General features: G+C 58.1%; 31 protein-coding genes. 3 read left to right on the plus strand and 28 right to left on the minus strand.

The genetic code is table 11. From position 1 onward, the window contains the following. The first annotated feature begins 46 nt into the window (after positions 1-46). Positions 47-502: a hypothetical protein gene (locus J2J99_RS13480; protein ID WP_168299089.1), complete on the plus strand. Its 456-nt coding sequence runs from the start codon at positions 47-49 to the stop codon at positions 500-502. Between the two features lie 103 nt (positions 503-605). Here the strand turns inward: J2J99_RS13480 and J2J99_RS13485 are convergent, their stop codons facing one another. From J2J99_RS13485 to J2J99_RS13520, 8 genes are all read right to left on the minus strand, one after another. Further along, positions 606-1,451, minus strand: a complete 846-nt coding sequence (locus tag J2J99_RS13485; protein WP_168299080.1) for a phosphoribosyltransferase — start codon at positions 1,449-1,451, stop codon at positions 606-608. Positions 1,452-1,529: 78 nt separating this feature from the next. Continuing rightward, on the minus strand, positions 1,530-3,830 hold the full coding sequence (locus tag J2J99_RS13490; protein WP_207600925.1) for an FAD-dependent oxidoreductase: 2,301 nt from the start codon (positions 3,828-3,830) through the stop codon (positions 1,530-1,532). Positions 3,831-4,111: 281 nt separating this feature from the next. Beyond that, positions 4,112-4,375, minus strand: coding sequence for a hypothetical protein (locus J2J99_RS13495; protein ID WP_168302361.1), 264 nt, complete (start codon positions 4,373-4,375; stop codon positions 4,112-4,114). Positions 4,376-4,404: 29 nt separating this feature from the next. After that, entirely contained in the window at positions 4,405-4,713 is a 309-nt protein-coding gene (locus J2J99_RS13500; protein ID WP_168302362.1) for a hypothetical protein, read from the minus strand. Beyond that, on the minus strand, positions 4,710-4,952 hold the full coding sequence (locus J2J99_RS13505; RefSeq protein WP_246763141.1) for an anaerobic dehydrogenase: 243 nt from the start codon (positions 4,950-4,952) through the stop codon (positions 4,710-4,712). Before J2J99_RS13505 ends, J2J99_RS13500 begins: the two co-directional genes overlap by 4 nt. Beyond that, the gene (locus J2J99_RS13510) at positions 4,933-5,331 is read right to left on the minus strand and encodes a hypothetical protein (RefSeq protein ID WP_168302364.1); all 399 of its coding nucleotides are present in this window, start codon (positions 5,329-5,331) and stop codon (positions 4,933-4,935) included. The genes J2J99_RS13505 and J2J99_RS13510 overlap by 20 nt, the downstream gene beginning before the upstream one ends. Then, positions 5,328-5,813 carry a lysozyme gene (locus tag J2J99_RS13515; RefSeq protein WP_168302365.1) on the minus strand — a complete coding sequence of 162 codons (486 nt, stop codon included), beginning with the start codon at positions 5,811-5,813 and terminating at the stop codon, positions 5,328-5,330. The genes J2J99_RS13510 and J2J99_RS13515 overlap by 4 nt, the downstream gene beginning before the upstream one ends. Continuing rightward, positions 5,797-6,054 carry a hypothetical protein gene (locus tag J2J99_RS13520; protein WP_168302366.1) on the minus strand — a complete coding sequence of 86 codons (258 nt, stop codon included), beginning with the start codon at positions 6,052-6,054 and terminating at the stop codon, positions 5,797-5,799. The genes J2J99_RS13515 and J2J99_RS13520 overlap by 17 nt, the downstream gene beginning before the upstream one ends. A gap of 243 nt (positions 6,055-6,297) precedes the next feature. On the opposite strand from J2J99_RS13520, the gene J2J99_RS13525 reads away from it, so the two are divergent. Together J2J99_RS13525 and J2J99_RS13530 are read left to right on the plus strand one after the other, a co-directional pair. Beyond that, complete coding sequence (locus tag J2J99_RS13525) at positions 6,298-6,663, plus strand: hypothetical protein (RefSeq protein WP_168302367.1); 366 nt, start codon at positions 6,298-6,300, stop codon at positions 6,661-6,663. 43 nt (positions 6,664-6,706) lie between these two features. Further along, positions 6,707-6,892: a hypothetical protein gene (locus J2J99_RS13530; RefSeq protein WP_168302368.1), complete on the plus strand. Its 186-nt coding sequence runs from the start codon at positions 6,707-6,709 to the stop codon at positions 6,890-6,892. 216 nt (positions 6,893-7,108) lie between these two features. Here the strand turns inward: J2J99_RS13530 and J2J99_RS13535 are convergent, their stop codons facing one another. The 20 genes from J2J99_RS13535 to J2J99_RS13630 form a co-directional block, all read right to left on the minus strand. Further along, the gene (locus tag J2J99_RS13535; protein ID WP_207600926.1) at positions 7,109-8,194 is read right to left on the minus strand and encodes a class I SAM-dependent methyltransferase; all 1,086 of its coding nucleotides are present in this window, start codon (positions 8,192-8,194) and stop codon (positions 7,109-7,111) included. A 58-nt stretch (positions 8,195-8,252) separates the two neighbouring features. Further along, a complete protein-coding gene (locus tag J2J99_RS13540) occupies positions 8,253-10,739 on the minus strand; it encodes a hypothetical protein (RefSeq protein WP_168302370.1) in 2,487 nt (828 codons plus the stop codon). 14 nt (positions 10,740-10,753) lie between these two features. Next, positions 10,754-12,799 (minus strand): phage tail protein, encoded by a 2,046-nt coding sequence (locus J2J99_RS13545; protein WP_168302048.1) that lies wholly within the window; start codon positions 12,797-12,799, stop codon positions 10,754-10,756. Positions 12,800-12,808: 9 nt separating this feature from the next. Further along, positions 12,809-13,207 carry a hypothetical protein gene (locus tag J2J99_RS13550; protein WP_168302047.1) on the minus strand — a complete coding sequence of 133 codons (399 nt, stop codon included), beginning with the start codon at positions 13,205-13,207 and terminating at the stop codon, positions 12,809-12,811. Then, positions 13,201-13,767: a hypothetical protein gene (locus J2J99_RS13555; protein WP_205919270.1), complete on the minus strand. Its 567-nt coding sequence runs from the start codon at positions 13,765-13,767 to the stop codon at positions 13,201-13,203. The genes J2J99_RS13550 and J2J99_RS13555 overlap by 7 nt, the downstream gene beginning before the upstream one ends. Positions 13,768-13,793: 26 nt before the next feature. Beyond that, positions 13,794-14,504, minus strand: a complete 711-nt coding sequence (locus J2J99_RS13560; protein ID WP_168302046.1) for a hypothetical protein — start codon at positions 14,502-14,504, stop codon at positions 13,794-13,796. Next, on the minus strand, positions 14,497-17,082 hold the full coding sequence (locus J2J99_RS13565) for a phage tail length tape measure family protein (protein WP_168302045.1): 2,586 nt from the start codon (positions 17,080-17,082) through the stop codon (positions 14,497-14,499). The genes J2J99_RS13560 and J2J99_RS13565 overlap by 8 nt, the downstream gene beginning before the upstream one ends. A 245-nt stretch (positions 17,083-17,327) precedes the next feature. After that, a complete protein-coding gene (locus J2J99_RS13570) occupies positions 17,328-17,663 on the minus strand; it encodes a gene transfer agent family protein (protein WP_168302044.1) in 336 nt (111 codons plus the stop codon). Continuing rightward, positions 17,660-18,352, minus strand: coding sequence for an NUMOD3 domain-containing DNA-binding protein (locus J2J99_RS13575; RefSeq protein ID WP_168302043.1), 693 nt, complete (start codon positions 18,350-18,352; stop codon positions 17,660-17,662). Before J2J99_RS13575 ends, J2J99_RS13570 begins: the two co-directional genes overlap by 4 nt. Positions 18,353-18,471: 119 nt before the next feature. Beyond that, positions 18,472-18,918 carry a phage tail tube protein gene (locus tag J2J99_RS13580; protein WP_168302042.1) on the minus strand — a complete coding sequence of 149 codons (447 nt, stop codon included), beginning with the start codon at positions 18,916-18,918 and terminating at the stop codon, positions 18,472-18,474. Positions 18,919-19,152: 234 nt separating this feature from the next. Next, complete coding sequence (locus tag J2J99_RS13585; RefSeq protein WP_168302040.1) at positions 19,153-19,569, minus strand: DUF3168 domain-containing protein; 417 nt, start codon at positions 19,567-19,569, stop codon at positions 19,153-19,155. After that, positions 19,569-20,060 carry an HK97-gp10 family putative phage morphogenesis protein gene (locus tag J2J99_RS13590; protein ID WP_168302039.1) on the minus strand — a complete coding sequence of 164 codons (492 nt, stop codon included), beginning with the start codon at positions 20,058-20,060 and terminating at the stop codon, positions 19,569-19,571. The genes J2J99_RS13585 and J2J99_RS13590 overlap by 1 nt, the downstream gene beginning before the upstream one ends. An 18-nt stretch (positions 20,061-20,078) precedes the next feature. Next, positions 20,079-20,414, minus strand: coding sequence for a head-tail adaptor protein (locus J2J99_RS13595; RefSeq protein WP_168302038.1), 336 nt, complete (start codon positions 20,412-20,414; stop codon positions 20,079-20,081). After that, a complete protein-coding gene (locus J2J99_RS13600) occupies positions 20,414-20,839 on the minus strand; it encodes a hypothetical protein (RefSeq protein WP_168302037.1) in 426 nt (141 codons plus the stop codon). The genes J2J99_RS13595 and J2J99_RS13600 overlap by 1 nt, the downstream gene beginning before the upstream one ends. Before the next feature lie 20 nt (positions 20,840-20,859). Then, positions 20,860-21,423: a head-tail connector protein gene (locus J2J99_RS13605; RefSeq protein WP_168302036.1), complete on the minus strand. Its 564-nt coding sequence runs from the start codon at positions 21,421-21,423 to the stop codon at positions 20,860-20,862. Position 21,424: 1 nt separating this feature from the next. Further along, positions 21,425-21,640, minus strand: coding sequence for a hypothetical protein (locus J2J99_RS13610; RefSeq protein ID WP_168302035.1), 216 nt, complete (start codon positions 21,638-21,640; stop codon positions 21,425-21,427). After that, on the minus strand, positions 21,640-22,050 hold the full coding sequence (locus J2J99_RS13615; protein WP_168302034.1) for a hypothetical protein: 411 nt from the start codon (positions 22,048-22,050) through the stop codon (positions 21,640-21,642). Before J2J99_RS13615 ends, J2J99_RS13610 begins: the two co-directional genes overlap by 1 nt. Positions 22,051-22,106: 56 nt before the next feature. Beyond that, positions 22,107-23,396, minus strand: coding sequence for a phage major capsid protein (locus J2J99_RS13620; protein WP_168302033.1), 1,290 nt, complete (start codon positions 23,394-23,396; stop codon positions 22,107-22,109). 48 nt (positions 23,397-23,444) lie between these two features. Next, positions 23,445-24,185 carry an HK97 family phage prohead protease gene (locus tag J2J99_RS13625; protein ID WP_168302032.1) on the minus strand — a complete coding sequence of 247 codons (741 nt, stop codon included), beginning with the start codon at positions 24,183-24,185 and terminating at the stop codon, positions 23,445-23,447. After that, positions 24,182-25,423, minus strand: coding sequence for a phage portal protein (locus J2J99_RS13630; protein ID WP_168302031.1), 1,242 nt, complete (start codon positions 25,421-25,423; stop codon positions 24,182-24,184). Before J2J99_RS13630 ends, J2J99_RS13625 begins: the two co-directional genes overlap by 4 nt. Positions 25,424-25,426: the final 3 nt, after the last annotated feature.

The following is a 25,426-nucleotide window of genomic DNA, read 5'->3' on the forward strand; positions in this document are numbered from 1 at the left end:
GTAGCGGCCACTTACCTCTTGCCGCGCACCCACGGGAGGTATTTTTATGAGTGGAAGTGATCTTGACCGGGCTCTCGAACGAGCTGCCCAAGCAAATGAGAAAATGAAGGCGGAAAAAGAAGCAGCTAAGGCCGATCTACAGGCGTATCAAAATAAGCAGGCTACCGAAGCCGCGAATTTTGAAACATTCGTTCATAAGTTGGCGAAATATCTTGCAGAAGTTGCCGGGAAACTCACTCACGCAGGTGTGCCGCGTATCGAATTAGATCGCCCGCGCCGCGTGGGTCCTCCACAAGCGAACCTTATAATGAAGAATGCTATCGGCTCCACATCAATCGTGGGAAAGCTGACGATTTCTGGCGATCAACTCAAGCTTAAGATTGATCTCGACCGCCATCCGCGGAAACTGGACTTACCTGAGATCAAATACCCGGTCGCAACATTGGATTCTGAGCAGTTGGTGACAGCAATGCTCGATGCATACGCGAAAGCTGCCAGCTAAAAGGTTCACCCCTGGCAGCCGCCATATGGAACTAAAACAAAAAGCCGCCTCCCCAGCTAGGGAGAGGCGGCTTTTATATCCTATTGATCAAACGTTGAACTTCTTAGGCCGATCGCGCAACTTGTTTCTTGCTTCGCGATGCATTGCCCTCGTCACGGCCTCGCACGATTTTCTTTCTGAGATCGACATAACCCGAACAACCGAGTACTCGGGTTGCTTCGGGACCTGTGAACCCCCGGTAATGAAAGCTGAGAAGCTCGTCGCAAAATTTTGCAAGATCGCTGCCATATTGTTTCTCCAGCTTTGCTTCCTGATCGGCATTAAGTCGGATTTGAACATCAGTTCCCTCCTTAGAGGCAATTGTGCTCATACCAATAACACGCCCACCTTTACCGAGGATGAACGACCTGAGGTCGGCCAATGTTCCACCCAGAGTAATCACGTCGTCCACTATGACATAAGGGGTCTTCTTGTCAATTTCCCCGTAGAACGTACTTCGGTGCGCTATTCTGACCCACGCATCGAGTCTGTCTCTTGAGAAGTCTTTCATCTGATAAACGGATTCGTCAACTTCCCAATCCAATTGATGTCCAAGCCAATTGGCGTATCCGACTGCCAAAGCATTATTGGTTTCATCGATTTGGGCTGCGGGAGCAATCAGCTTGGGTTTCACGCCCGCCTTCAGCTCCAGTTCCCTGAGCTTCCTAAGAGTGCCCTCAACCACCAAATCATCCAAGAGATCGAGCGCCGCGTCCATGTCCCGCTGACCTTTTGCAGCGCTATACAAGGCGTGCTCTTTCAAGCAGACGCCTTTAGGGTCTGGTGACTTCCACTTGCAGTTTACAAATACATCAGGGAAGTCACCTTCCCACGCCACTCTTTCCATTGCACGAATCGCCGCAACCCAACTGAATCGATATATCACCCGCAGATTGAAATACTCAAGCATCGGTGAACATCTACTAATAGAAATCAGAGGATTGCGAAGCGGCCAGCGCCTCACCGGTTAAGGCGAGGCGGCTGGAGTTTAGGTAGTCTGTGCGAGTACCGGCACAGTCTCATTGCTGAGTGCGAAGGCATTCGCCAGCAGCGCCGTGCGTGCGGCCGGATAGTTCGCCGCATCCTGGAATGTGCGATTGTTCTTGATCGCTTCCGCAGCCACTTGGCCAAGGCTTTGGCCGGCCTGCCATGCGGTCGGTTCCATTCGGCAGGCTGCGAACGCGATATGGGTGGTCGAGAAGCCGAAGCCCACGAAGCCGTTGGTGCACTCCGAGGCAACAGGCGTCGCGATTTCCAACGGAAGCGGGAACATGCCGTCTGCGCCGCCCAATGAACCTTCCGGCTCGCCGAACCCGCCTTCGCCGGCCACGATCCAGTTTCCGGCCGTCTTTTCGTAGGCGATGTACTGGATAGCGTGACTGTCCATGAAATACGAGATCATGGAAATCGTGTTGGTCGAGATCGATGGCACACCACCGTCGCCGCGCTTCAGCTCGTCGCCCGTCATAGTGGCGACACCGATTAGACGGCGCGCCTCGCGAACGTACATCTGCGGGTTCATACCGACCGTGTCGTTCTCGTGCGGCGAGTGGTAATGATCGGCGCAGAGACCCCAATTCAGGCAATTGGTCTTGAGGGTGGCAGGGATGCGCGGATCGGTGCCATACTGTATCAGATACAGCATGCCCATGATCCAGTACCAATGCGCTTTCCACATGACTTCACGGGTCGCATAGGGAGCGAGCGAATAGCCCCAGTTCTTGCCGATGAAGTCAGTCGACGGCGCCGCAGGCCCGGCGCGGTTGTTCACGTCGAACTTGCTTTCGCCGCTGGCAGTGAAGACGGCATCCGCCTTGAAGTAGTCGGTGAAACTCGTCTTGGTTGGGTTTGCCGCCATGAAGCGCAGCAGGATTTCGTAATCCGCGATGTCGAACCCGGGCGGCGGCGAGCTTGGCAGCGGCCGGCGCCATTTGGGCGAATTGGTCATCGTCAGACGGAAGTTGAAAGCCTGCTCTTTGTCATGAGCTGTGCCCGCCGCAGGCAAAGTGTTGAGGGCGGGCGTAAAGGTCGACTTGACCGCCTGAATCATGTTGATCAGACCGCTACTCGTATCCCCCGGCGTCTTCCACGGATCGACGCCCGCGTACTCGTTGTAGGTGGCGCGAATGCCGTTGTACTGCTCTCCTGCACCGCCCGTTGCAGCTTCTCGTCCGATCCGATACGAGCAACCAGCCGCAGCGGCTAAGTCCTTCTCATACGAGCCATCGTACCAGCCCTTAATGTTGAAGGTTCGCCCGTCCACTGTGGTGACTGAGGTGACAGCCTTGGTGGCTGGATCTTTGGTGACGGACAGGACGCCATTCGTCTGATAAATGGGGATGTTATACCCGCCATTCTTCTCGAACGTGAGCAGCTCGCGTAGCGCCCATTGCATCCATCTGGGCTCAAAATAGTATTGAGGACTCGCCTGGTTGCCAATCGCCTGGATGCGCTTAATGAGCCAGTTGACCAGACCCCCAAACGCGGCGGTATTAAGGATGTCGCCGAAGCCAAGACCGCCTGACGACATGCCGCCGAAGTTGAAGCGATCACGCCAACCGCCAACCATGGCAACGGTCAACCCGTTTCGAGCGGCCTGGAGGCAGGCGAGGACCGTTTGAGCCTCGAAGCCGTAGCCGATGAAGTCCACGGTGATCGACTGGGTGCCAACCCCCACTTCCTCGACGTATGCATGCCCGTAACCAGCTGCCGCCAGATACTCGGCGCAGATGGAATTAAGTTCGATCTCTTGGGAGTTGGTCAGGCCTCGGCCCACGTACCAGAATGCGAGGCGGCGTGGCGAGAAACTCGAGACTGAACCGTTTGCGTTGTGAGCAAGCAAGTAGATCGGGATCGAAGGCAGGGCGACAGAGGCAGCGGCGACCGTGTTCTTGGCAACCCCGAGGTGGGATCCCGTTATGTTTGCCGCATCGAAACGGCTCGCGCCCGTAAGACCGGCGCCGTCAGTATCGCCATCCGCCGCGATGGTAGTGATCGCAGCCGACGCCAGACGTATCGTCTGGTTGTCGTTTGTCGCTCGACGGGCGCAAATGTTGATACCTTGAGACGAGGCGTTGATAGCGCCCATGTCGCTGTTGCTGCTGCCGGTAACCGCATTGGTGCAATAGACGTAAGCACCCAGGTCGGTCGGGGCGGTGCCGCCTGCGCCGTTCAGATCGCTGGCTAACAAGCCGGTATTGAGGGCCTGGCCGTTCGCCGTCGCTGTCCAGCCAAAACCGGTATTGAAGGCCAGGAGTGCTGATCTTCGTACAGGTGCGAGATGGGTCATTCCACCAGCGCAGGGCAGTCGCCTCATCAGGGCCAACGAGGAAGCCCATCCCCACAGCCCTGGACCAGATGCCTGCCGCCTTGAGACGCTTGATGGCGCGGTTCATCGACCGCTTGGCATTGGTCGTTGGCGCGGTAATGGCCGCGGCGAGAGCGTTGGTCTCCGCCTCGAATGTATATGGCGCCAGAGACGGCAAGCCGCCTCCGCCACCGCCAGGAATTCGGCCAGCGACGCTATACCTTCCAAATGGCGAGAGCGGCGAACTTAGAAACGTACTGCTATCAAGCACTGAAGACACCACACATTTCGCCAGCGACGCGGCTGAAGCGGTAGGTGCCTGGCGCGGTGATCGCGATCGCGGGGCGGAAAGGCGTCAGTTCACCAACGTCGGTATAGCCGCCCGCGTCATCCTTGACAGTAATGCGCACGCGCGCCTGCGCGGTGGTGGCGCCCTTTATGCCGATAAGGACGGTGGAGCCGGAGGCTACAACGAGATCAGCAGAATTGGCCGCGGTGGAGCCCACCGCGAGAAGTTCGGTTGCCATGATGATATCCAGGAGAATTGGGAGAGGAATTAGCCGCGCGTGGTGGTGCGTCTGGGCTGGTTTTCGACGATGCGATCAACGCGCAGCGTCATATTATCGACGGCGGCTTTCACGCCGCTGATGGCTTCCATAATCTGATCTGTAGTCTCACGCAGTCCGGCTTTGGAAACGTAGGACTCCGCGACATGAAGCCGATGTTGGGCCAATTCTTCGGCAACCTTTTCGGTGTCGCGCCGCTGGATCATCAACTTGCTGTCGAGGTATTTCCATATGGCGAAGATTGTGCCGAAGACAGCCAGGCCGAAGCCAACAACGGCCATGATTTCTGGTCCGGTCATGGCTTGCGCTCCAGACCGCCGTCGCGGTCGGCATAGAAATCGCGCAGCGCCAAGTGGCGCCGGATGCATGTCAGAAGCCGCTCTCGATCGGTGATCCAGAGTTTTTCCAGTTGCGCTTGCGTCAGCGCTTTGTCGCCGAGATCGACCGGCCCAAGGCATCGAGCCGTCAGCGCGCTGTCCGGTCGCACCAGTTTCGGCGGCGGAGGCGGCACGACGAGTTTAGCGGACCTTGTTGACACGGCGCACGCTGGGAGCGCCAAGCACAGGCACATCAGCGCTAGGATCTTCATCAGCCTCACGCTGCAGCTCCTGAATTTGAAATTGTAGATTTTCGTTTTCGGCCTGCATCTCGGCGATGCGGGCGGCTTCGCGTGCCTTGGCGGCGTTTTGCACCGAAGCCTGCCGCTCAACTTCCTTGTTGAGAGCATCCGACGCGGCCTGCTTGAGCTCGGCGATCTCTGCGTTCTTCACCCTGACTGCCGCGTCATAACCGCTATCGTAGATGTGGTTGTAGACCGCCAGGCCGGCCCAGAAGAGCCCGCCTGCAATGGCCACGACAGCGACAACGCTGACCAGCCATTTGTCCACGCCGATGAGTTTTGCGAGCGCTCCGATCATGCGACGCCCTGCAGGCAGAGCCCCCGTTCGGCGACGCGGCGTTTCGTCAGGCCGGCAATCTTGCGCCCCTTCGCCTTGTCCCACATGAGAAAGGCGTCGCAGGCGCCGCGGATGTCTCCGGCATTCAGCTTGCGCGCCACGGTCGAGCCGCAGAAGCCGCCAGGACCGATATTATAGGTCAGCGAGACGCCGGCGATATATGTCTGGATTGGCAAGGCGTCAGGCGCCTTGAGGCATCCGCGCATCCCAGCCTCGTGCTCGACCAGGCTGTCGATCAGCAGGTTGTCGCAATCGGCTTTGGAGAACTTCATGCCGGGCTTTATGCCCTTGGTCTCGCCGTAACAGGCGGTCCAGATGCCCACCACATCGCGGTAGGCATAGAGTTTCAGCCCTTCGAATCCGCCGACTGTCTGCACCGCAAGCGCGCCTGCGAGCGTAATGGCAGCGAGACCGCCGCCAGTTTTTCTAAGCCTTGTCGCCATCGGCAGGCTCCTTTTCAGGCTGGATGAGGTGGCGCGCAATCCATGCGCCGACGAGCAGCGCGAGCGTCAGCCACCACGGCAGGTAATCGGAGACGACTGGCACGAGGTTGAGGATGATGTCTGCCAGCGCCGCCAGCTCGATGAGCCGTAGCGACCAGGCGCGCTTGAATATGCTGGCCGCATCGGGGATGAGCACGCGCGCGACAGCGTCACGCGCGCCTGTGAAAAGCGTGCGAAGCAATGGGTTGGCTCCGGTTTTTGTGGTGGGTTAGGCCCGCCTAAGGGATCGGCCTAAACTTCATTGACAGAGGTGAAGAGTGGACGCCTGAGCGGGAGCGAAAGGGCTGACGCCGGGCTACAATGAAGATCCAACGAAAAGCAGATGCGAGAGCACGGCGACGATCAGGACGGGACGGCGCGCCGTTACGCCTTGACCCCACACCACCATTCGTGCAGATTACGCGCGTGGGTTGAGGGACTTTCTATGAAATCTAACATTCTTGTTGTCGCCGCTGTCGCGGCGTGTTTGTCGTCGTGCGGCTTCACCGTGCCAGTCGCTGTCATTTCGAGTAACGGCGAGGTGATGCGAGGAACCGCAACCGCCGCAGTGTCCGGTGGATCATTCACGGTGGCCGGCAAGCTGAAGGGCAAAGAGACAAAGTGCGCCGGCACATACAATGCATTGGACCAGTCTATCACGATCTCTATGCCGGTTCAGTGCTCCGATGGCCGCAAAGGCTTTGTAATCGCCACCCGTGAGGCAAATAAAGTTGATGGCTCTGGTCGAGTCCGCCTTAATGATGGAACGGAAGCTGACTTCGTGTTTGGCAAGGCTGCGGCTGCGTTTTAGACGCAACGCGGCCTACCGTGTCCGGAGCGATGGAGACGAATTCATGATCGAGATCCCGCGCTTTGGCGCCCGCAAAGAAACGGACCAGACATGGACAATTTTCGATTGGCGCACCGGCGAGGTTACTGAGCGCTCCGGTCTCATTCTGGCGGGTCTCAACGCCAACGCAGTCCTGGGACTTATTCAGATCCTGGAACAGATCGAGGACGCGCCGAAGCGATGTCATTGAGGCTGCATGGATAGCTGTATTTGGGTAACGACATACCGATTTGCCGCGATTGGGATGGTTTGCGCATGCATTATTGCGGCTGTCATGGCCTCCGCAACCGATCCAGGAAAACCGACGAGATGGCCAGAAATTCGGGCCAACAAAACTGATCGAATACCTCAGACACGATAGCAACCGGTACGGCGAGCTAGCCTCGCGGCCCGCCAAGTCCCTTGTCTATTTCCAGATCGAAAAATAGAAGTCCTTATGGTTCTCGGTGTGGATGATCTCGTAGGACGAGAATCCATGCTCTTTCACTGCCTTTTCCAGCAGGATTGCGAGATTGTGTTTGTCGTAGAAGTGAACGTGGATTGAGCTGTTCTTCTCCATCATTTCGTTCGCTGACTGTGGCATGCCGCGGAGGCTGAAATATCGCTCGTAGTGAGCCAGTGTCGGGCGCCAGATCCCGGCGTTGAATTCGATCTCAATCTCTTCGATCGTCGACGGCTTTCCGGTCGCGTCCTTTGTCGAGTGCATCTCCGGGATCACCGCCAAGATAACGCCGCCAGCGGCCAGCTTGTCCCGCCATCTGACCAGATGCCCGAGAGGATTGGCGAGATGTTCAAACACATGACTACTGAAGATGAAGTCAAGTGAGTTATCGTCAGCCGGCAGGTTGTCAGCGGTTCCGATAACATATTTCGAAAAGTCGGCCTGCGGCGTCCCGTATTTTCCCGTTGGATCATAGAGTTCCGCCCATTTGTCTATAGGCATTTCCTCAACATATCGAACCGACGTCGCGGCGCTTTGGTGTACTTGAGGTCTTGGCCCTGGGCCGATCTCGATTCCGTTGCCGGTGGCTCGTTTTAAGAGGTCTGCGCGATCGAGCGCCTTATGCGCAAGAAGCTCAACGGAATAGCCCTTGGGGGCTTTGAATGACAGATGCAATTCAGCGCCGTCGGGTATCGATCCCAGCTTTTTCGTCCACGGCATAGGTACCGCAACCGCCGATAAGCCGAACCTCAACCGTTGGGCCGCAAAACGCTTCCCATTCTTCCAGAGGGCTATCTCCACCCGCGCTCGCCGCGAAAACAAATTAACCGGCAACTTGGCAATATTTCGAAGCCGAACAAACCAACCAATTGCTCCCGGGAGAGACGCGAGCCTGTAGACCTTGTCGATGCCGCTTATGGTGCATGAAGCCCCGTCAGAGAATTCGGCGCCGCGCCACACAGCGCCGTTGTAGCTAACCTTGATCTGCCGCCAATTTCCATTCAGCGTCAGGCGCTGATCTTTACGATTTATCAGGTCAATGAGATTCATAAACGCCCTCCGGTCGATCACGGACCGTTCTTCATTTAGAATCCCAAGTCAAGAAGCGTCAGTTGTTCGGCATCGACCTCGTCACCGAAAGCTGCACGTTGCTCGCGTTCAGCGCGCCGCCTGAATTTTGGTACAGACTTAGCTTGAAGCTGCCGGTGACGTCGCTGACGTAGACCATGCCGCTGACCCGAACCGTCGTATCGTTCGCCGAGCTCCCGCCTTGCGCATCCGCGATGCGAGTCAAATTTATGCCTCCGAAGCTGACGATGGCACTACGCAAGCCAGTCCCGTTCTGAGCGAAAGTGGCCTGACCCTCGACCCGATACCATCCGGGCTCTTGGACAAATATTGCATCGGTGTTCGACACGAGGCTATGCATCGCCGAGCCGTCGAAGTCCTCGGCGTTGAATGATACGATCGTCGAGGAGTTGTTCGGTATCGAGACCGCGGCGCTATTGTAGGCACGACATGCTGGATACGGGAACAAAGCCACATGCTGGCCGCCGGCTGCGTATCCGCCTGACTTACAGTTGATCACTTCGTTCAACGGCGCGCCGCCGAAAGTCGTTTCGCACCTGAAGCCGTGATACTGAGTTTTGGTTGTTTGGTTGTCATAGGCGGTGCAGCCGATCATTCGGTAACCGCGCGGGAAGTCCTGGTATGACGGCGCCGCGCCGGGAGTGATCAAGAAGCCCGCTGGCTGCGACGTCCCACGGCCGGTGTTACCGTTGCCGGTGTCCCAGGCGCCGCAACTGGTGAAGGTCACATGCCGCGGCAAGCTGTCTGGCACAGGCGTATCAGGATCCACGTCCACGGTCGGCCCAGAGCCGACAAAACCGGCAGAGCCTGCGCGATGGACGTTGCAGCCAATCACCTCGCCAAAGCGATTGTAGTTCGCCAGCTTGATTCCCCAGGTCTCGACGTCGCGCACGGTTACGCCCATAAGGGCAAAGTTGACGTTGCCCTTCGACCCTGTCAGATCAATGCCGACGTCGCCATCGTAAAGCTCCCCACCAATGACGCGGAAGTAAGAGCACCCAAGGCCGATCGGCATCATGCGGCCGAACGCGCGCCGGAACGAGCCGCCGACGATGCCACCTATGTGATGGATCTTCGGCTCGATAACAGAGAAATCCGAGCAGCTGCTAAGCCACAAACCCTGAGCCTGGTCATCAGAAGGTAGAGATGCCGACACGTAAAGGATGTCGTGCACATGCGGCCTAACAATCTGGAAATCTGTCGCGCTGCTGACCACGATGCCGGTGCCGATATCCGACCCGAACACTTCGACGTCTTCGAGATAATGGCCCGAGCCGCCGCTGATGGAGATGCCGGCTGCGCCGCCAAGCGAGCCACCGGTGCCGTCTCCGTTACGATCGACCTTGACGCGCTTTAAAGTCACGTTGCTGACTGCCGCCGAGCCGATTGTTACGACACTGGTGGTGGCATGCGGCGCCAGCTGCTTCGCGGAGATGTCCTCGAGCCAAGTGCTGGCCGCGAGCGTGATCTTGCCATTTATGCCGTAGATGTGCTCGGGGTCGCCTTTGACACGATGCGCCGTTGCGATAGCCGCAGTGAAAGCGGCCAGGACGTTGGTCGTGCTGTTGACGTAACCGGCCTGAATGAACTGCTCGATGTTCACATAACCGTTGAACGGCAGCGCATAAAGTTTCACCCCGCCTGCCGTGATAATGTGATAATCGCTCGCGCCGGAAGCGGCGACGATATAGCTCCACCCCTTCGACGAGACCTGCACGACGGTTGAGCCTGCGACAACCGGGAACGAGCCAGAATAACTCAAAACGGTGTCTGCGGTCAGATCGCCAAAAACCTTGAAGACGATCGGGATATTGGTGATCGATGCCGCGGCGGCAACCGCCGTGGCCGCGGCGCTCGTGGCGGTCGATGCTGAGGAGGCAGCCGACGCAGCTGCTGCTTCAGCCGCAGCCACGATCGCGGCCGAGACCTGGTCACTGACCAGCCGGAATTCGGTGCCGGAAATGACGCCTAGCACCCGCATGTTGGCCGTCAGGCCGCCGGCCGAGATGTCATTCCCACTGTTGCTCTTGACGGTGAGCGTCGATCCACCATTGAACGAGACCGTTACCGGCGATCCGGTATTGGCCTCGAAGATGTTCATAACGATGAGCGCCGATTCGGAGACCGGAACCGTCGTTGTCGCCTGAATCGCGTTCGGCGTGCCAGCACCGACGTCTAGTGCGGTGATGAAGCTGTATGGAAGGTCCGCAACCCGCGTCCAGGATCCGGTTCCTGACGCGCCGCTCTTCCGGTATATGCCATTGTAGGCGACAGTCGTGTCACCGATTACCCACGCCATCGAGTTTGCGGCATGAGCCAGGTCGGCGAACAGGGCTGCGCGGGTGGTGAAGACAGAGCCGCTATTCGCGCCGATGGCCGATATGAACGATTCCAGCCACAGGCCCCAGGAGCGGATCTCCAATTTGTCTGGATTGTGATTGCCGGAAGACGGCACGCCGTCGGTTACGAAATCGCGCCATGCGATGGCTGCTGTAGGTGCGGGCATATGCACTCCAGATATTAGGTAACGGTGAATGAGCCGGTTGCTTGCGGAGTCGCAGCAATGCCAGATGCATTGATGGCTTCAATGAAGCCGTATTTGATGCCAGCCGATAGGCCGGTGACAATGCGACTGTCAGCTGAGCTGGGAGGCCCATATTCGGTCGCAACGAGCGTCGAACCGGAAAAACTATTGACCGTGTTAGTATAGATCCGCGCGGCTGCGTAGTTAGCGCTGTTAGGCGCCGTCCAGTTGAACGTGGCCTGTCCAGCACCGCCCGTTGCTGATGCGCCAGTGACGACGCCAGGCGGTGTCGAGTCCGCCGTTGCTGTTCGTATCTCGTAGGCAGTCCAACTTGAACTCGCGCCGCCCGCCCAAGTCCGCAGACGGAACTTGTATTGCGTGCCGTCCGCCAAATAGCTTGAGCGCACCTGCGTCTCGCCAGCGGTTGAGATCACTGATTGCGGTCCTGTTGAGCCAGTTACCTTTTCCCACTCAAGCTCGTATGTCAGGGATGCTGAAGCGAAGTCCCAAGTGGCCAGGGCATAGGCCGCAGAAGATCCTCCAGAAACGATCTCCGTCTGGATGACAACGTCGAAGTTGACCGGAACCGGAGCGCTGCTGGGTGGAATGATGACGATCGACGATCCCGGCTCACCCTCTTCAGTTGCCGCATTGAAATCATACAGCCCAGACGGAACGACGATCCCGCTGAAGGTAACGGTCATATCTCTGAGAGAGATTGTCACCTTTGATGTAATCTCGATCACGGCATCCGAAAGCTTCGGAGAATACTGGACGCGAATGAACCGATGATAGGCAACGTCATTGTCTGGATCATAATGAGCCGTGATGCTGACCCTGGCGCCGTTGCGCCGGATATATGCCAGCTTCTGCAGGCGCTGTATGTGGTTGTGCGATTGCACTGCCACGTTGTCGACAGTCAGCGTCCGCTCTGTGTCCTCGCCGATGTATGGATTGCCATAGATGGCGGCGTCATTGGTGTTGTAAAGATCACTCGGATCGGTGAAGCGCCCACGGACTGCGAGAACGGTAGTGGCTGGATCGACGTTCGCATTGAGGCCGAACGAGAAGATCTCGTTTCGGGTGAGTGTAATTGTCGGCTCGACATATTCGCCGGCATGAACGCCGATCAGGCCATCGGCACGCTCATAGACAACGAGCTCAGCCGCTTGATCCAGTGTGCGGCCAACCTCGATTGGGTCGCTGTTCGCCCTGAACCACATTCCGCCGTCATAGCGGTTTTCAGTGCCGCCGCTTCGATTGGTGACGTTCTGGCCACAGACATTGGCTGCGTTTATCCAGTCAGGCAGGTACATGTCGCTCAATGACAGCTTGCCGCCGTATGGGCTGGTCAAATGCCACAATCGCATGATTGCCAAATTATTGGTAAAGGCTGTCGTGCCGGTGCGTGGATCGTAGAGCGGCATCCCATCAATGACCGCCGAATGCTCCGGCATCTGGTTAGGATAAATCTTCAGATAGTCCTTCGACGGTGCCGTGAAGCAATGCATTTCGACTGATGCAAGGCCATCACCGCGATGATTGTTCGACCATATCGTTGGGAATGCGCCGACAACCGAAGAGTATGCAGTCTCGCCGGACTGTCCAATCCTAGATTCTATGTGGATGTAGGCATTGCCGTCATCATTGAAGTGCGCTGGCGACACGACAGTGCCGGAGCCGTCAATGGTTACCTCTTCGTCGTGAAGATAGTGCTTAACGTAACCTTGGATCCGATGGCCTGCGTGGACGATGATGTGGTATGCGACACCATTCTTTTCTTCAAGAAAGACGTAGTCGCCGGCTTTCTTAACGCGGCCGAGCACGATCGGCAGCGAAGGCACGGACTGCTTTAGATTGTATGTTCCGTCCTCTGGCTTCGGAACCGAAGGCTTTGGCATAAGCGCCCTGGATACAAAACCGAGACCTGCCGCCAAGCCGCCATAAAGGAGCGCGGCCGTGCCGAGATAGAGTGCGTTCGCCGCTGCAACCGTCGTTGCCGCTGACGATACGATCAGCGGGATAAGCTCAAGACCAGTCATGGAAAATTCCTAAATGGACCAGATGGCCAAAGGGCGCGCGGCCATACTCCCGATGCGATTGGTGAAGCGCACCAGCCAGCGGCGGCCGTCGAAGATTGCGCCAAACTGCCTATCGAAATTGGTATGCGACCCGATGACGCCCACGGCGCCGCACACAGGGACCATCAGACGCCGCGCATTGATGCGCTCAGCCGCCTTCTCCATCAGCGGCACGCAACCGCCGGCCGCCCTGACAATGGCCAGGTATTCATTCTCGCTGGCGAACGCGCCACGCCAGTTCTCGACTGGGTCGCGATGGCCAAGCCAGATTGCCCACGCGGCCGGAAAAAGCATGCAGTTCAGAGTCGCCGCATCCCAGGCTTTGCGCTCTTGCGCTGCCAGGAAGGCGAAAAGCGTCTGCTCTACCACTGCGGCCACCTGATCGTCCGATCCTTCAAGCCAGGGATGCGTTCGCAGAATTTGTCGTCCGCGGCTGAGGGATTTAAAATCTTCGCTCGAGCGCGCTGGTCGACGTCTGACAAAACGGCGCCGTTGGTCACCGAGCGCAGCGTAAAGCGGTTGGCGATATCCACCTGAATCGTGGAGTTGATGCCGGTATTGCTGGCGCTATCGACGAAATTCAAATTGGCTATGGTGCCAGTGAATTTAACAATGGGTGAGCCGGTCGGCTGATCGTAATCGTCGCACTTCTGAAGCAGAATCCGAAACTTGGATCCGACGATGGTGCCGGCCTGATAGTCGGCCCAGATCGCGTTGCTCTCCGCCTCTCTGATGCCAGAAAGCACCAGCGATAGCGTGAATGCCTCTGCGTTGATTGCCGCCTCTATCTGCGCCAGCGCGTCCTCTGTGAGGGTGCAAGCGCGATAGACTTCGCCATCGGCGCCGATGAGCGGGCCACCTGACCCATCCCAAAAACGAAGAGTGCCAGACGGAAGCTCCACCTGGCACAAAACACGAAGACTGGCCAAACCGTCCTCCAATCAATGTCGCCGGCCTAAACCAGCGAATTCCAGTAATCTGTCGCCTCGACGAAGCTGACATTCGGCCGTGTGGCCTTGTTGATGGCATCCTGCGAGATGTCCATGCCGCGATCTTCAGCGAGATGGCAGAGGCAGGTCGGGCGATCGAAATTCAAATCGGCGCCATCAGGAATGAGCTCGCGCACGCTCGGCGATATCGACACCGTCCATGTGTCGCCATCGATTTCGGAGACCGGGCCGGTTTCATAGAGCGCGTTGTTGTAGGAGAAGCGCACGCCAACCAAATCGGCCTGGGCTTTGATAATGCGGAGCTTGATTGACGTGGCGGCCAGAGGCGTGACGCCGACGGACACGACCGAAATGGCATTCTGCTCGTATTCAGTGCCATCGCCGAACGTCGTATCGTCGCTATGCGTCGCCTCGGTCGTCGACTCGAACCGGCCAGACGCATAGGGTGCCGAGAGCGACGATGGAACGCGCACCGCAATCAGGCCGTAGCGGCCGCCAAGCTTCTGCCTGATGGCCTGCCATGTTCGCCACTGGTCGCGATAGCGGTTCTGAACAACGACACCGGTGTAATCGATGGCCCAATAGCCAAGATCTGTGCGGATAACCGGCTCGACGCCACCCAGGGATTTGCCGCCGCTTCTCGTGAAAGCGACGACATTGGCCTGCACCTGTTGCGGCGTTAGCAAGCAGATCGGCCATTCGATGATGTCAGCCATTCCTGTAATCTCCGCCAGCGGTGTCGTTCTGGTATTTCGCCATGGTCGGAACCACCTGCTGGTTGGCGGCGCTCAAGATGCGGGGGCTTGCCGCGGTCACTGTGTCCTGGCTGACGCTCTTCACGTAGGCCCGCAGGCCGCCGGTGTCGTCGACGGAGACGCCTACCTGGATCTGCGTCTTCCCGCCGCCGCTTGCTTTCGTGCCGCGCGGCAGAACAACCTCACCTCGCTGCAGAATGGCCGGCACTTCGCCAGGCTGCAGGCCCGCGACACCGCCGGTGTGGTATCGCTTCGCGCCAGCGAACGTCTTTGGCGAAACAGCGCGGCCGTGGCCGTAACCATCCGAACCAGCGACGCCGCCGGAGTGCAAGATGCCGGGGATAAGGAATCCGCCGAGGAGACCGCCTGCGCCACCGCCGCCACCAAACAGGCCGCCGCCGCCAGCCCCGCCAAAGATGGCATTGAGCGAAACATCGATCAGCTTGTCGACGACCTTGTCGAGTGCGCCGGCAAGTGCCTCGGCTGCTGACTTGCCGCTTCGGAGATCGCTGATAAAACCACCGACAACGTCACGGCCAAGATCGCGGAACTCTTCGGCCGACTTCTTCAGCCGCTCCTGCGAAACCTTCAGACCCTCACTGGCCGAGGACGCCTTGGCATAGTTCGTCGACAGCGTGTCGATGCTTGCGGCAAGTTCTGGTGTGATCGTGACGCCAGCCTGCTGCGCCTCGGAGAGGAGTTGCTGCTGGATTTTCGCTTTCTCGACCGCGAAACCGTAGTCGTTGATCAGCGGGTTAAGCTTCGCCTGCGCCGCATATTCGGCGTTCAGAACGTCGATGCGCTTCTGGATGTCGTCGACGTTGCCCTGGAATATCTTATCCGGCGTCTTCTTGCTGCCGAGACCGGCATCGTTCATCGAGATGCCAGTTCCGGAGAGATAGGCTTCCGCCTCCTCTTTGCGCCGGCCAGGATTCGAACTCAGGGCCGCAATGGCCTTTGCCACCTTCTCAGGCCCGCCGCCATCTTGGATCGCCTTAACGACCGCATCCGGCAGCGACCCATAGTTATAGGCGATCGACGTCAGCGCCGCCTGCTGAGCCTCAGAGAGGCTTTTCCAGGTGTCGATGCCAATCGCCTTCTGGATACCGTCCTGGAACTCCATGATGCGGCGAGACAGATCTCTCTGCGCATCATCGAGTGTGACGACGGTATCCTTGGTGACCTCCTCAATCTGGCCGTTGGCGCGTGTCGCCGTATCTGAGCCGAAGCCGACACGATAATGGTTCGTGTCCCATTTCGCGTTGGTGATGAACCCCTCGAAAGAGCGGATCATGCGCGCTGCGGCAGACTTTCCGACCTCGTCCAGCTGCGACTCGTCAATGTCGAACTGGCGCGCCTCTTCGCGGTTCATAAACCGGCCGCCGCCAGAATACACCGGGGGGATCGTGCCGAGCGGGCTCTTGTTTACCTGGTTCTGGAGCGTCTGATAGTTCTTGGCGTATTCCAGAACCTGGTTCGTAGCTTCAGCCATCGCCGGGATCAAGTCTGTCTTGATCTTGCCAGCAATCGTCGAAATGGCGTCGCCACCTTGAGTGCCAAGGCCGAGTGCCTGGGCGGTAAGTGCGGCGAAAGCCTCTTTGGCCTGTTCGCCGGTGAGGTGAAGCGTCTTCAGTCTCTTCTGGATCTCCTCGATTGCGTCCTGCAGAGGCAGGGATTCGTTGGCTGACAGCCGGAGTTGCTTGGCCAACTCCCTGATATTCTCAGGGATGCCATTCATGCCCTCGATGCGCTCCATTTCCAGCGAGAATTCGCGAAAATCCGGAACGTCCTTCTGGAGTAGCGCCAGCGCCTTCTGGAAGTCGCGCACGGTCTGTGTCGCGCCATGGAAGTCGTCGATCGGAACGCTGAGAAGATCGCCGGCGAGATCTTTGCCGGTCGCCTCAATTGCTTTTTGCAGGCTGCCGAATTCATCCTTGAGCTTCTGCAGCTCAATCTTCTGCACAGACGCGGAATAGCCTTCGACACTGGCCTTTGCGACGCCCCACGCCTTATCGAAGGACTGGATGAGCTCGGCATGGGCCTTGAGCAGTTTCTCGGCGTCCGGAACGTCAGACTTCAGCGTCGAGAAATACTGCACTGCCGCGCCGGCGAGGCCGATAAGCGCGAACGAAGCCAGAGAGATCGGGCTGACCATTGCAGAGAATGCGCCGCCGAGCGTCTTAACGATGCTGCCAAGGCCGCCTCCGGTAGACGATAGCGCCTGCGACACTTGGCTTCCTTGCTGCATCATCACCTGGAAAGGTGACGCTCCGCCGGCAAGCGACGTCGCAATGTCGTTCAACTGGAAGGACAGGTTCTGCACTGCGGCGCGCTGGGCGCCAAGCGATGCCTCGACCCTCTTGCCAGATCCAACGAAGCTATTTGCCGCGTTGTCGTTGGCCCTCTTGAATTTTGTCTCGATTTCGTTTGCGGTCTGGCCAGCTCGCTTTGCGATCGCCGCAAGTTGCTTCTCAGATTGCTTCTGCGTAAATTCGATGGAGACGAGCAGCCGCGCCAGATCTTCAGTGGTTGCCGCCATCCATCAAAATCCTTCAATTCCAAGATTTGCCAGCTGCTCATCGCCCATAGCGGGAGGTGGCGTGTCTTCGGTCTGGTGAGCCTTGCGATAGCCTTCAGTGCAGGCAGCAAACTCCCAGAGCGTACAGTCGTCGACATCGCGCGGGGTGAAGCCGATGACGGCGCCGGCAGCATAATACGACGACCACTTGGTTTTTCCGTTCGGTAGCGGGTTAGGGTCGGTCTTGCCGTCACCTGCCCCGCTTCCTACTCCCCCGGCTCACCGCCTGGCTGATCATCCGTTTCCCACATGATGAAGCGGCGCAGAATGTCTGCTGCCGTCACGGCAAGTGAATAGAGACTGGCGACATCAAGTGCCTTGTCGAGGGCCGTCTGCGCTTCGCGCTCCGGCATGCCGCCGCCGATTAGCCCCAACCGGATCGGCTGGATGACATCGTCAATTTTCCACTGCTGGCCAAGCAACCGCATCAGCACAACGGCGCAACCGGCGTCGCTGCGCTGCTCGATGGCGCGCAGCTCGCCGATGCCAAGGCGGAAAGAATGCTCTCCGCCCGGCCAAACGATGGATTCAGAGCCTCTCATGCGGACTTCCTTGTCTCGAAATCTTCCGGAAAATTCAGGTAGCAGTCAAAGCCCCATGCCTCGAATGCGGCCTTGTCGTATGCGCGAGCTGCATCTTCTGGGACGCTGTGGCATCGAAGATATTTCGTCTCTCCGTCAACCCTTATGCGGGCCATCCATTTGTTTGCCTCAGTGCTGAAAACCACGCCCTTAAAGCCATCTTTTGGACCCATCATGCGACGCGATAAGCTGATCCTATCACGCGTCTCACTTGGACGATGACGACCAGTCAGCGCCGCGCTTATCTTGGATTTATGCTCTTCTGTGTGCTTTTTTCCGCGAGTGGCCTCGATTAGCCTAGCGCGCGTCTCGCTGGGAATTCCCCTTGCCTTGGCGGCGGCACTGATCTTCGCTCGCGCCTCGTCATTAAGCTTGCGTCCGCTTGTTCCTTCACCACCGTCAGTCATGTTGACAAGTGTGCCGCCGAAAGGTCGACGCCCGTACAACTCAATCAATTCAACTTCGTGAGCATGCGCCTGCGATTCGTGAATAAACAAATCCAGGATCTCTACCGAGCACCCGCCCTTGGCATAAATCTCTTTGAAATCAACCGATCGACGAGTGGTGTTGTGCGCACGCTTGCCCTTGCCCTTTCCAACATAGAAAGGCACGCCAGCCGCATCACGCCAAACGTACGTGTAATATTCCATCGCAAGTATCCCTCTCGCTATCCAGATGTAGCGTTCGGCAGGCGGCTGGATGACCGCTTTTCGGGAGCTACCCTAGCCGAACAACACGGCATATAGGCGGCGAGCCGCCTATATGCAATTTATGGCTTCATCGTCCGAGTCGGGATGCCGTCGAATTCGATCGAAAGCTCAGCTGTGACCTTGGTGCCGCGCTCGGCTTGGTTATTGATCGAGACGAGGTATGCATTTCCTGTTTCGTACTCGGTGTCACCGACGGCTGCATTCACGTGGTGAATACGGATGCTCTTTGTCTGACCAGATTCCCACCAGTCGAGGAGCAACTCGTGGCTCTGCGCGGCCCAAACGCCTGATGCCGAAATGGTCGCTTCGGACGACTGAACGGCGCGCTCGACGGCGGCCGGCATAGATTCGTCGTCACAGTCTGGAACCTCAGACGTCGACATATTGTGCTGGCGGTTAATGCCGCGCGAAGTCAGGCCGCAGATGCGGGAATAAACTCCACTGCCTGCGGCGGTTTCCACTTCCAGGACAAGTTGATGAAAGTTGGCAGTCGTAGCCCTTGTCATTGAATTCTCCAATAAAAAGCCGCCGCGGTGGGCGGCCGGTCATGGGCTACGCGCCCACCTTTGGTTTCTCTTGCCGCTTAGGCGGTCTTGTCTTCGTCGCCCGGCCGATCGAGACGGCATAATCGACGAAGTCATGCGGGAAGTTTTGAGGCTCGGGCTTTGCCCTTGCATGAAAGCCGAAACGGCTATCCGGCCGGCTCCAGTGGACCTCTTCGTGGAATACGGCCCAGGCCATCAATCCGGCTCCTGAATGCTCGCCGTGACACTCACAATGCCGTGGGTCGTGAGACCATCGGAATCGGTGAAGACGCGGCTGAATTCGACCATGATCTCGGCAAGCGCATTATCCGTGAGCAGGAGATCCTGCAGGTGCAGCGCCTTGGTCACGAAATGGATGAGCCGCTTGGCTTCTACCTGCCCGACGGCCTTGCTCCAGATGTCGATCTGTAACGTATGCAGGCCGCTAGTGACGCAGTCGGCGCCATCCTCAACGGTATCGGAAGGACCGAAGCTGATGTATGCCGTTCTGGTCTTGAAAGGGTCAGCCGGCACATTGTCGTAGACGCCGCCGACCAGGCCGGAGATGTCGGAATTCAGGCGAAGCGTGTCATAGACAAGCTTCTGCAGTTCTGTCTGCGGCGCCTCAGCCATCAATCAGCCTCCGCCGCGATAGGCGGCCCTTGCAATCTCATGGCGGCGCGTGTCTGCCGCTTGATGCGGTCCTGAATGCGCTTTCGCAGCGACCGGTATGATGGGAAAAAGAACGGTTGCGCGTGCGCACCAGGATGGCCTGTTGCGTCGCCGCTGAAGCTCTTGTTGCCGCCGCCCTTGGCCACGTTATGCGGCGCCGTCCCGAACTCAACCCAGGCAGCATAGAAAGCTTTCTGGCTACCGGCATAGACCGTGATGCGCAGGCCGCGCTCATTCGGGTCGCTTTGTGCGATAACCTTTGAGCCGGCCGGAGCGTTGCCCCAGGTCCAACCGATGCTATCGCGCAGATCGCCGGTATCTTTCGGAACCAGCCGCTTCATCATCGCGACCAATTCATCGGCGCCCTTCTCCATGGCGCCGCGAGCAGCGAGCTCGATGCGCTTGGGTATCTGGGCAACCCTCTTATTCAGGTCGCTTATGCCCTGCACCATTCGTCGCTCCGGCCTTCGCTACGCGACAACGCCGCGCTCGCAAAGGAAGTCGATCCATTTGTTGTCGGTGGAGCGCGTCACGTCATGGATCGCGTACTCGGCGCGCGTCCGCGCGTCCGTGATGCGCCAGTCGGCTGTTACACGTCTCGTGGCAGTGTTTGCCCTGACACGGATGACCTGCGGATGTCTGTTCTCCAAGCGCGCGGAAATAACCGCCTCGCCGCCCCGCATATGGATGAACTCAGCAGCCTCTTGAAACTGCTCAATCCAGTCGGCCACGGTGTTGCCGTAGCCGTCATCCTGCTCATTGCGCACCGCAAAGGAGACGCGCTCTTTCAGAGCGCCTGCTGGCATTACGGGCTCGCAACGCCGCTATACTGGAAATCGACATTGAGAACAGTCGTCGAAGCCGCAAGGCCGACAAGCGTGTAATAGTCGCCACCAGTGATGTCAGCTACCGGGCAAAGCTTGCCTGGCGTGTCGGAGAGGTAATAGGCTATGCCGGCCGTCAGAACGGCGCCGAGCGTTACTGGGCCTTCTGTCTGAACGACGATCGGCTGATTTGCGGCCGCGCTGTTGAGCGCAATACCGATATTACCGGTCTGGCCGCGTGCTTCCGCGGTTGCCGCATCACTGTCGGCAAGTTGCCATTTGCCGGTCGTCGCGGTGTCTAGATAGACGATGTCGCCGGCGGCAATTGCTGCGCCCGCGACGCCTGTCTTTGTCGGCACACCGGTGCCAGCCACGACGTTCGCGGCTGTGATTACGAGATCTGCCATGGGAAAGTCTCCTGCGGCCCTTAAGCGGGCCAGTTCCTGTAGGGCATTAGGAGCGCATCAACCGCCATGGGGATGTCGCTCAGCTTCGCCTCTGTCGCAGCCTCTCGGTTTTCGTACCAATGGCCGATCAAAAGGAGTGCCGCGTGTTTGATTGATGCCGGCAGAGCCGCATATCCGGCCGTGAATTCTATTCGAACCGATTCGGGTTCGCCGTCAGTTTCTGGCCACTCAGCGTTTTTGGCTGGGAGAATGTATCCATTGCCGCCCTCGCCTATCGTTCGGAAAACAGTAATTTCCTGCTCTGAACCTCCATCCGGAGGCGTATAGAAGACCCCACTCACTGACACGAGTGGAGGCTTAGGAATGTCCAGCTTTCCAGACGGGAACTCGCACAGCGTATACTCCCATTCTGATGATGTGGCAGACCTGCCAAGCCAACTGTTTTCACCAAAGAGCCAGTCGCCCGCCGCGGCGATTAGGCCGTCGATGTAAGCGTCATCATCGCTGTGCAGCACACGAAGGTGCGCCTTTGCGTCAGCCGTGCTGATAATCGGCGCGACCGCCGTAATAAGGCGCAAACCCATTTCACTTCACCCTGCGATTTCGAGGTTCCGGCTTTGTCGCGACGGGCTCAGCGTCGGCTTTTCCAGCTTCGTCAGCGACGTCGACTACCTCAACCCATCCTTCGGCAACGAGGCCGTCGGCCATCAAGCCAAAATCACGCTCGTCGCCCACATTCAGGTCAACGAGCGTGAAGCCATTCTCAGAAAATGGGAACGGCTTCACGACCCGATGAATCATTAAGCCACCGGCCTATTGCGAGCGTTGCCCTTGATGGCGGTGGCGCCGAGGGTGCCGCCCGTCGTGACGCCGGTAGAAACGATGTTCAGGCGAATATAACGCTTGCCGCCTTTGTAGCCGATTTTCTTGGCGACGTTGTCGTCAGTGGCGGCGAAAGTGGCGCTGGCCGCCGTGCCGAGCAGGTCAGCTGCTGCGGTGGCTGAGCCGTCGGAGAGGTTTGCCTGGTCGCCCTCGGTGATCGTCGGCGCATACGAGCCGTCGGTGAGTGTGCCAGACTGAATAACGAATTCGACGGACTCGAAACCCTGGGTGTCGATGATTGCGCCGTTCGTGGTGGTGTTGCTGGAAATCGCGCCAATGTTGAGCGCGACAGCTACACCGAGATTATTATGAAGATCTCTGGAAGCCATCAGGCTATCTCCTTCTCAGTTGGAAATGGGCGGCGCTAAGGCCGCCCGCTGTTGGCTTAGACCGAGCAGGTCAGCTTGCGGATAGCTTCAGCCAGGACAACCTGACCGCCAAGACGGCGGCGGAAGATGAAGCGAACGTTGCCGCTCGTCGCCTGAGTGTAAGGATCGCGCAGCATTTCCATCTGGATCCGATCGACCAGCGTATAACCGCGGGCGAAATCGCCGTAAGCAACAGGCGTAGTGCCGGCGCCTTCGTTTGGCATGTCCGGAACTTCGACATAGGGGTCGCCATCGATCGTGTTCGGGCGGCCGAGAGCGATGCCGGGCATCCAGATGTAGTTTTTCTGTCCGTCCTTCAGGCGGCGCACAGAGCCCAGCGTGGTGCGGTTCAGAGCCCACGATGCGTTGCGCGTGTAGGCGGTCTTGAGGCCGTACTTCAGCTTGAGCAGGCCGTCTGCCTGGCCGTCAGCATCAGCGATCGTGGTAGCCGAACCGGAGTTGCTGCCTGAAACGCCAGAAGCAATGAGGAAGCCCTCGGGCTTGCCGACGCCATTGCCGGAAACGAAAGCGGCACCCTCTGCGACGGCGAACTGTTCCGTCGCCTCGAAATTGATTTCCGCTTCCATGTTGAATGCGGAATCTTCCAAGTTCTGGTTGGAGATATCGATCAGAGCGTACATCTCATGGGTCGGGATTTCCCACATGCCGTAACGCAGGCCGTCGGTCTCAGACCTCGTGCCCTGCTCAGCAACCCACTGTGCGGCGAATTGGCCGGTGCGCTTCGGTATCTGAATCGCCTTGGACGCAGTTTGGCGAACGCGAGCGAGTGAGCGAACTGGCGAGACGTCGGTCACGCTTTTGATGATCTCGCGGATGTATTCAACCGGCGCAAGGTAGCCACCGGTCGTGTCATTCGAGATGCCGAGGGCCTTGTATTCTGCATCAACATCGGCAAGAGCCTTCTGCTGGTCAGTGTTGATGCTGTGCCGGCCAATGACAGATGCATCGAAGACAGCTCGAGCCCATGTATTCGCCTTGGACTTGATTTCGCCTCGGCGGAAATTGTCATTTGCACCGACAAGCGCCATTCGGTTGAGCTTTTCCTCGAGCTCGTCGACGTGCTTCCTTTCGTCGTCGAGGGCCTTCTTGGTCTCGAGCAGTTCGGCGGTCGCCTTCTTGTTGGCGTCTTCGAACTTGTCCATGGCCGCATTGATGCGCCCAACCTTCTCGGTCAGAACGACGTCGGCGACGCCCTTCTTCTCGATTTCCTTGATGCGATTGTCGTTGGCCGCTTTGAATTCCTCGAATGCAGACATGACCTGCTCAATAGCAGACTTTTCAGCCATATTTGATCTCCTGATGATGTGGTGGTGTGGTTAAAGAGCGTGCCGCCGTTAGGCGATCAGCGCCTTGATGCGCTCCGCCAGCTCGGTCAGCTGGGCGTCGCTCTTGATTGCCGCTTCCTCTTCATCACGAAGATCCGTATCCGGCTCTGCTTCATCGCGAAGCAGCATGCTTTTGAAGACCGCAACAGCTTTCACGCTGTCAGCCCGCGACAGGCCTGCATCTCGCAGGCTGTCTTCGATTTCTCGCGGATTAAACTCGGATTTCACGCTCAGAACGCGCGCCTTGCCGTTCATTGGGAACGTCACAAGGCTACATTCCAGCAAATCAACCGCTTTCAGCGTCCGGCGCGGCTCGGTCGGCGTGCTGCGGAGCGTCCATTCCTTGGCTCGGTAGCCTATTGACAGGCCGGAGATAGCAGGCCTCGGCTTCATCTTCAGAAGCTCGTAGACCTCGCGACCACGCTCGGTATTCGCCAACTTTCCCTCGACATAGAGGCCGATATCGTCCTCTTTCATCTCGGTCCAGACCCCGATCGGGGTCATTTGGCTGCCGTAAACGCCATGCTGAGACAGCATTGCTGGCCAAATTCCGGTCGATTTCGCCGATTTGATCGTTTCGGCGAAGGCGCCTTTCAAGATAAGGTCATCGCCAGCATCGACGTTGTTGAACACGGCGCCATATCCGGAAAACGTCATTTCGCCGTCTGAAGCGGCAATGTCAGCGACTTTTAGCTCGCCAAGACCAAAACTGCGGTGCTCAATGACACCGACACCTTTGTTTGTCGTCATGTTTTGGGATCCTGCTTGCCGTCTTCCGGCTTTGGCGGCATTGCACCGGCAACATTCGTGGGTTTTGGCAATTCGTCGCCGCCTGCGATCGGATTCATGTCCTCAAGCGCGCGAATTTCATTCGGCGTCATCCAGGCAGGCGACCCGCCCGAGCCCAGCGCCTTCGAATAGAACTCGCTGCGGTCCTTTGCCGCTCCCTTGAGAAGGCCATTCGCGTTGAATTTCGCGCAAAAACCTTCATCCTCCTCGCCGTCAAGCAGATTTGCGTCGATCGACTCCTCGATCCTGCGCCACCACGGACCCAAAGTGTGGACCACGTGCGCAAGAAACACCTGCTCGGCGCTGGCAAACGTCATTGCCTGCCCTGCGTGGCCAATCATCTGCGGAAAAACGCCGAATGACTGACAAACCTGCTCAGTCTGGAATTTTCGCGTCTCGAGATGCTGGGCGTCGACGCCAGTCATCGATTGCGGCGTCCAAGTCAGGCCGGAATCGATCACAAATGGCTTGTGCTTGTTGGCTCCGCCGATTTGTGCTGCGATCCATTTCTGGATCTCGATGTACTTTTCCGGCCCCAACTTCTCTGTCGTGGAAAAAACACCGGAAGTCTGCAGCCCGTTGGCGTGCATCTCGGCTTGCGTGTTTTCCGTCGCGATTGTAAGCCCGATTGCTTCCCTGGCCTGCCGAACGGCATCCAGGCCGCGCCAGGTGTCCCATGACGGGCCTTTGACGTGCCAAATCATCGACTGCGGAAAGTCCATCGAGCGGCCATCGAGGCCGCTAACACGGTACGTCAACGAATAATCGTTGTTCCGCGTGATGGAAACGGAGCCAGGATCGATCGGAATTAACTCCTTGACCTTGCCGCGGACCATGTTTTTGTAAAAGAACGCGTTGCCTGTCAGGGCAACATGGAAAATCATGGTCTCAAGGAGCTCAAAGGCCGTCATCCACTGGTTTGGGCGACGATTCAAGACCTTGTAAAGAGGGTGATCAGGCGCCGGGACAGTGCCCTTGCCGTCTGGCAACTCCTTCATGACCTGCAACGGCACTTGCGAAACGCCATTAGCGATAACGCGAAGGCAGGCGAATACCGTCGAAACGTCGAGAGCGCGCTCCCAACTGACCGCTACGCCGGCTTTTGACTGGCGAGAGCCGAACCAATTCAGCCAGACTGGGTCAAACGACACACCCTTCTCCTCGACCTTACGGCCGAGCAGCCTATCAATGATACCCATGGG

Origin of the sequence: Rhizobium binae, assembly GCF_017357225.1 — a bacterium.
Taxonomy (GTDB): Bacteria; Pseudomonadota; Alphaproteobacteria; order Rhizobiales; family Rhizobiaceae; genus Rhizobium; species Rhizobium binae.

Coding starts and splice junctions, on each gene's coding strand:
- J2J99_RS13480 (WP_168299089.1), top strand. CDS start 47: ATGAGTGGAAGTGATCTTGACCGGGCTCTCGAACGAGCTGCCCAAGCA.
- J2J99_RS13485 (WP_168299080.1), bottom strand. CDS start 1,451: ATGCTTGAGTATTTCAATCTGCGGGTGATATATCGATTCAGTTGGGTT.
- J2J99_RS13490 (WP_207600925.1), bottom strand. CDS start 3,830: ATGACCCATCTCGCACCTGTACGAAGATCAGCACTCCTGGCCTTCAAT.
- J2J99_RS13495 (WP_168302361.1), bottom strand. CDS start 4,375: ATGGCAACCGAACTTCTCGCGGTGGGCTCCACCGCGGCCAATTCTGCT.
- J2J99_RS13500 (WP_168302362.1), bottom strand. CDS start 4,713: ATGACCGGACCAGAAATCATGGCCGTTGTTGGCTTCGGCCTGGCTGTC.
- J2J99_RS13510 (WP_168302364.1), bottom strand. CDS start 5,331: ATGATCGGAGCGCTCGCAAAACTCATCGGCGTGGACAAATGGCTGGTC.
- J2J99_RS13515 (WP_168302365.1), bottom strand. CDS start 5,813: ATGGCGACAAGGCTTAGAAAAACTGGCGGCGGTCTCGCTGCCATTACG.
- J2J99_RS13525 (WP_168302367.1), top strand. CDS start 6,298: ATGAAATCTAACATTCTTGTTGTCGCCGCTGTCGCGGCGTGTTTGTCG.
- J2J99_RS13530 (WP_168302368.1), top strand. CDS start 6,707: ATGATCGAGATCCCGCGCTTTGGCGCCCGCAAAGAAACGGACCAGACA.
- J2J99_RS13535 (WP_207600926.1), bottom strand. CDS start 8,194: ATGAATCTCATTGACCTGATAAATCGTAAAGATCAGCGCCTGACGCTG.
- J2J99_RS13540 (WP_168302370.1), bottom strand. CDS start 10,739: ATGCCCGCACCTACAGCAGCCATCGCATGGCGCGATTTCGTAACCGAC.
- J2J99_RS13545 (WP_168302048.1), bottom strand. CDS start 12,799: ATGACTGGTCTTGAGCTTATCCCGCTGATCGTATCGTCAGCGGCAACG.
- J2J99_RS13560 (WP_168302046.1), bottom strand. CDS start 14,504: ATGGCTGACATCATCGAATGGCCGATCTGCTTGCTAACGCCGCAACAG.
- J2J99_RS13565 (WP_168302045.1), bottom strand. CDS start 17,082: ATGGCGGCAACCACTGAAGATCTGGCGCGGCTGCTCGTCTCCATCGAA.
- J2J99_RS13570 (WP_168302044.1), bottom strand. CDS start 17,663: ATGAGAGGCTCTGAATCCATCGTTTGGCCGGGCGGAGAGCATTCTTTC.
- J2J99_RS13575 (WP_168302043.1), bottom strand. CDS start 18,352: ATGGAATATTACACGTACGTTTGGCGTGATGCGGCTGGCGTGCCTTTC.
- J2J99_RS13580 (WP_168302042.1), bottom strand. CDS start 18,918: ATGACAAGGGCTACGACTGCCAACTTTCATCAACTTGTCCTGGAAGTG.
- J2J99_RS13585 (WP_168302040.1), bottom strand. CDS start 19,569: ATGGCTGAGGCGCCGCAGACAGAACTGCAGAAGCTTGTCTATGACACG.
- J2J99_RS13590 (WP_168302039.1), bottom strand. CDS start 20,060: ATGGTGCAGGGCATAAGCGACCTGAATAAGAGGGTTGCCCAGATACCC.
- J2J99_RS13595 (WP_168302038.1), bottom strand. CDS start 20,414: ATGCCAGCAGGCGCTCTGAAAGAGCGCGTCTCCTTTGCGGTGCGCAAT.
- J2J99_RS13600 (WP_168302037.1), bottom strand. CDS start 20,839: ATGGCAGATCTCGTAATCACAGCCGCGAACGTCGTGGCTGGCACCGGT.
- J2J99_RS13605 (WP_168302036.1), bottom strand. CDS start 21,423: ATGGGTTTGCGCCTTATTACGGCGGTCGCGCCGATTATCAGCACGGCT.
- J2J99_RS13610 (WP_168302035.1), bottom strand. CDS start 21,640: ATGATTCATCGGGTCGTGAAGCCGTTCCCATTTTCTGAGAATGGCTTC.
- J2J99_RS13615 (WP_168302034.1), bottom strand. CDS start 22,050: ATGGCTTCCAGAGATCTTCATAATAATCTCGGTGTAGCTGTCGCGCTC.
- J2J99_RS13620 (WP_168302033.1), bottom strand. CDS start 23,396: ATGGCTGAAAAGTCTGCTATTGAGCAGGTCATGTCTGCATTCGAGGAA.
- J2J99_RS13625 (WP_168302032.1), bottom strand. CDS start 24,185: ATGACGACAAACAAAGGTGTCGGTGTCATTGAGCACCGCAGTTTTGGT.
- J2J99_RS13630 (WP_168302031.1), bottom strand. CDS start 25,423: ATGGGTATCATTGATAGGCTGCTCGGCCGTAAGGTCGAGGAGAAGGGT.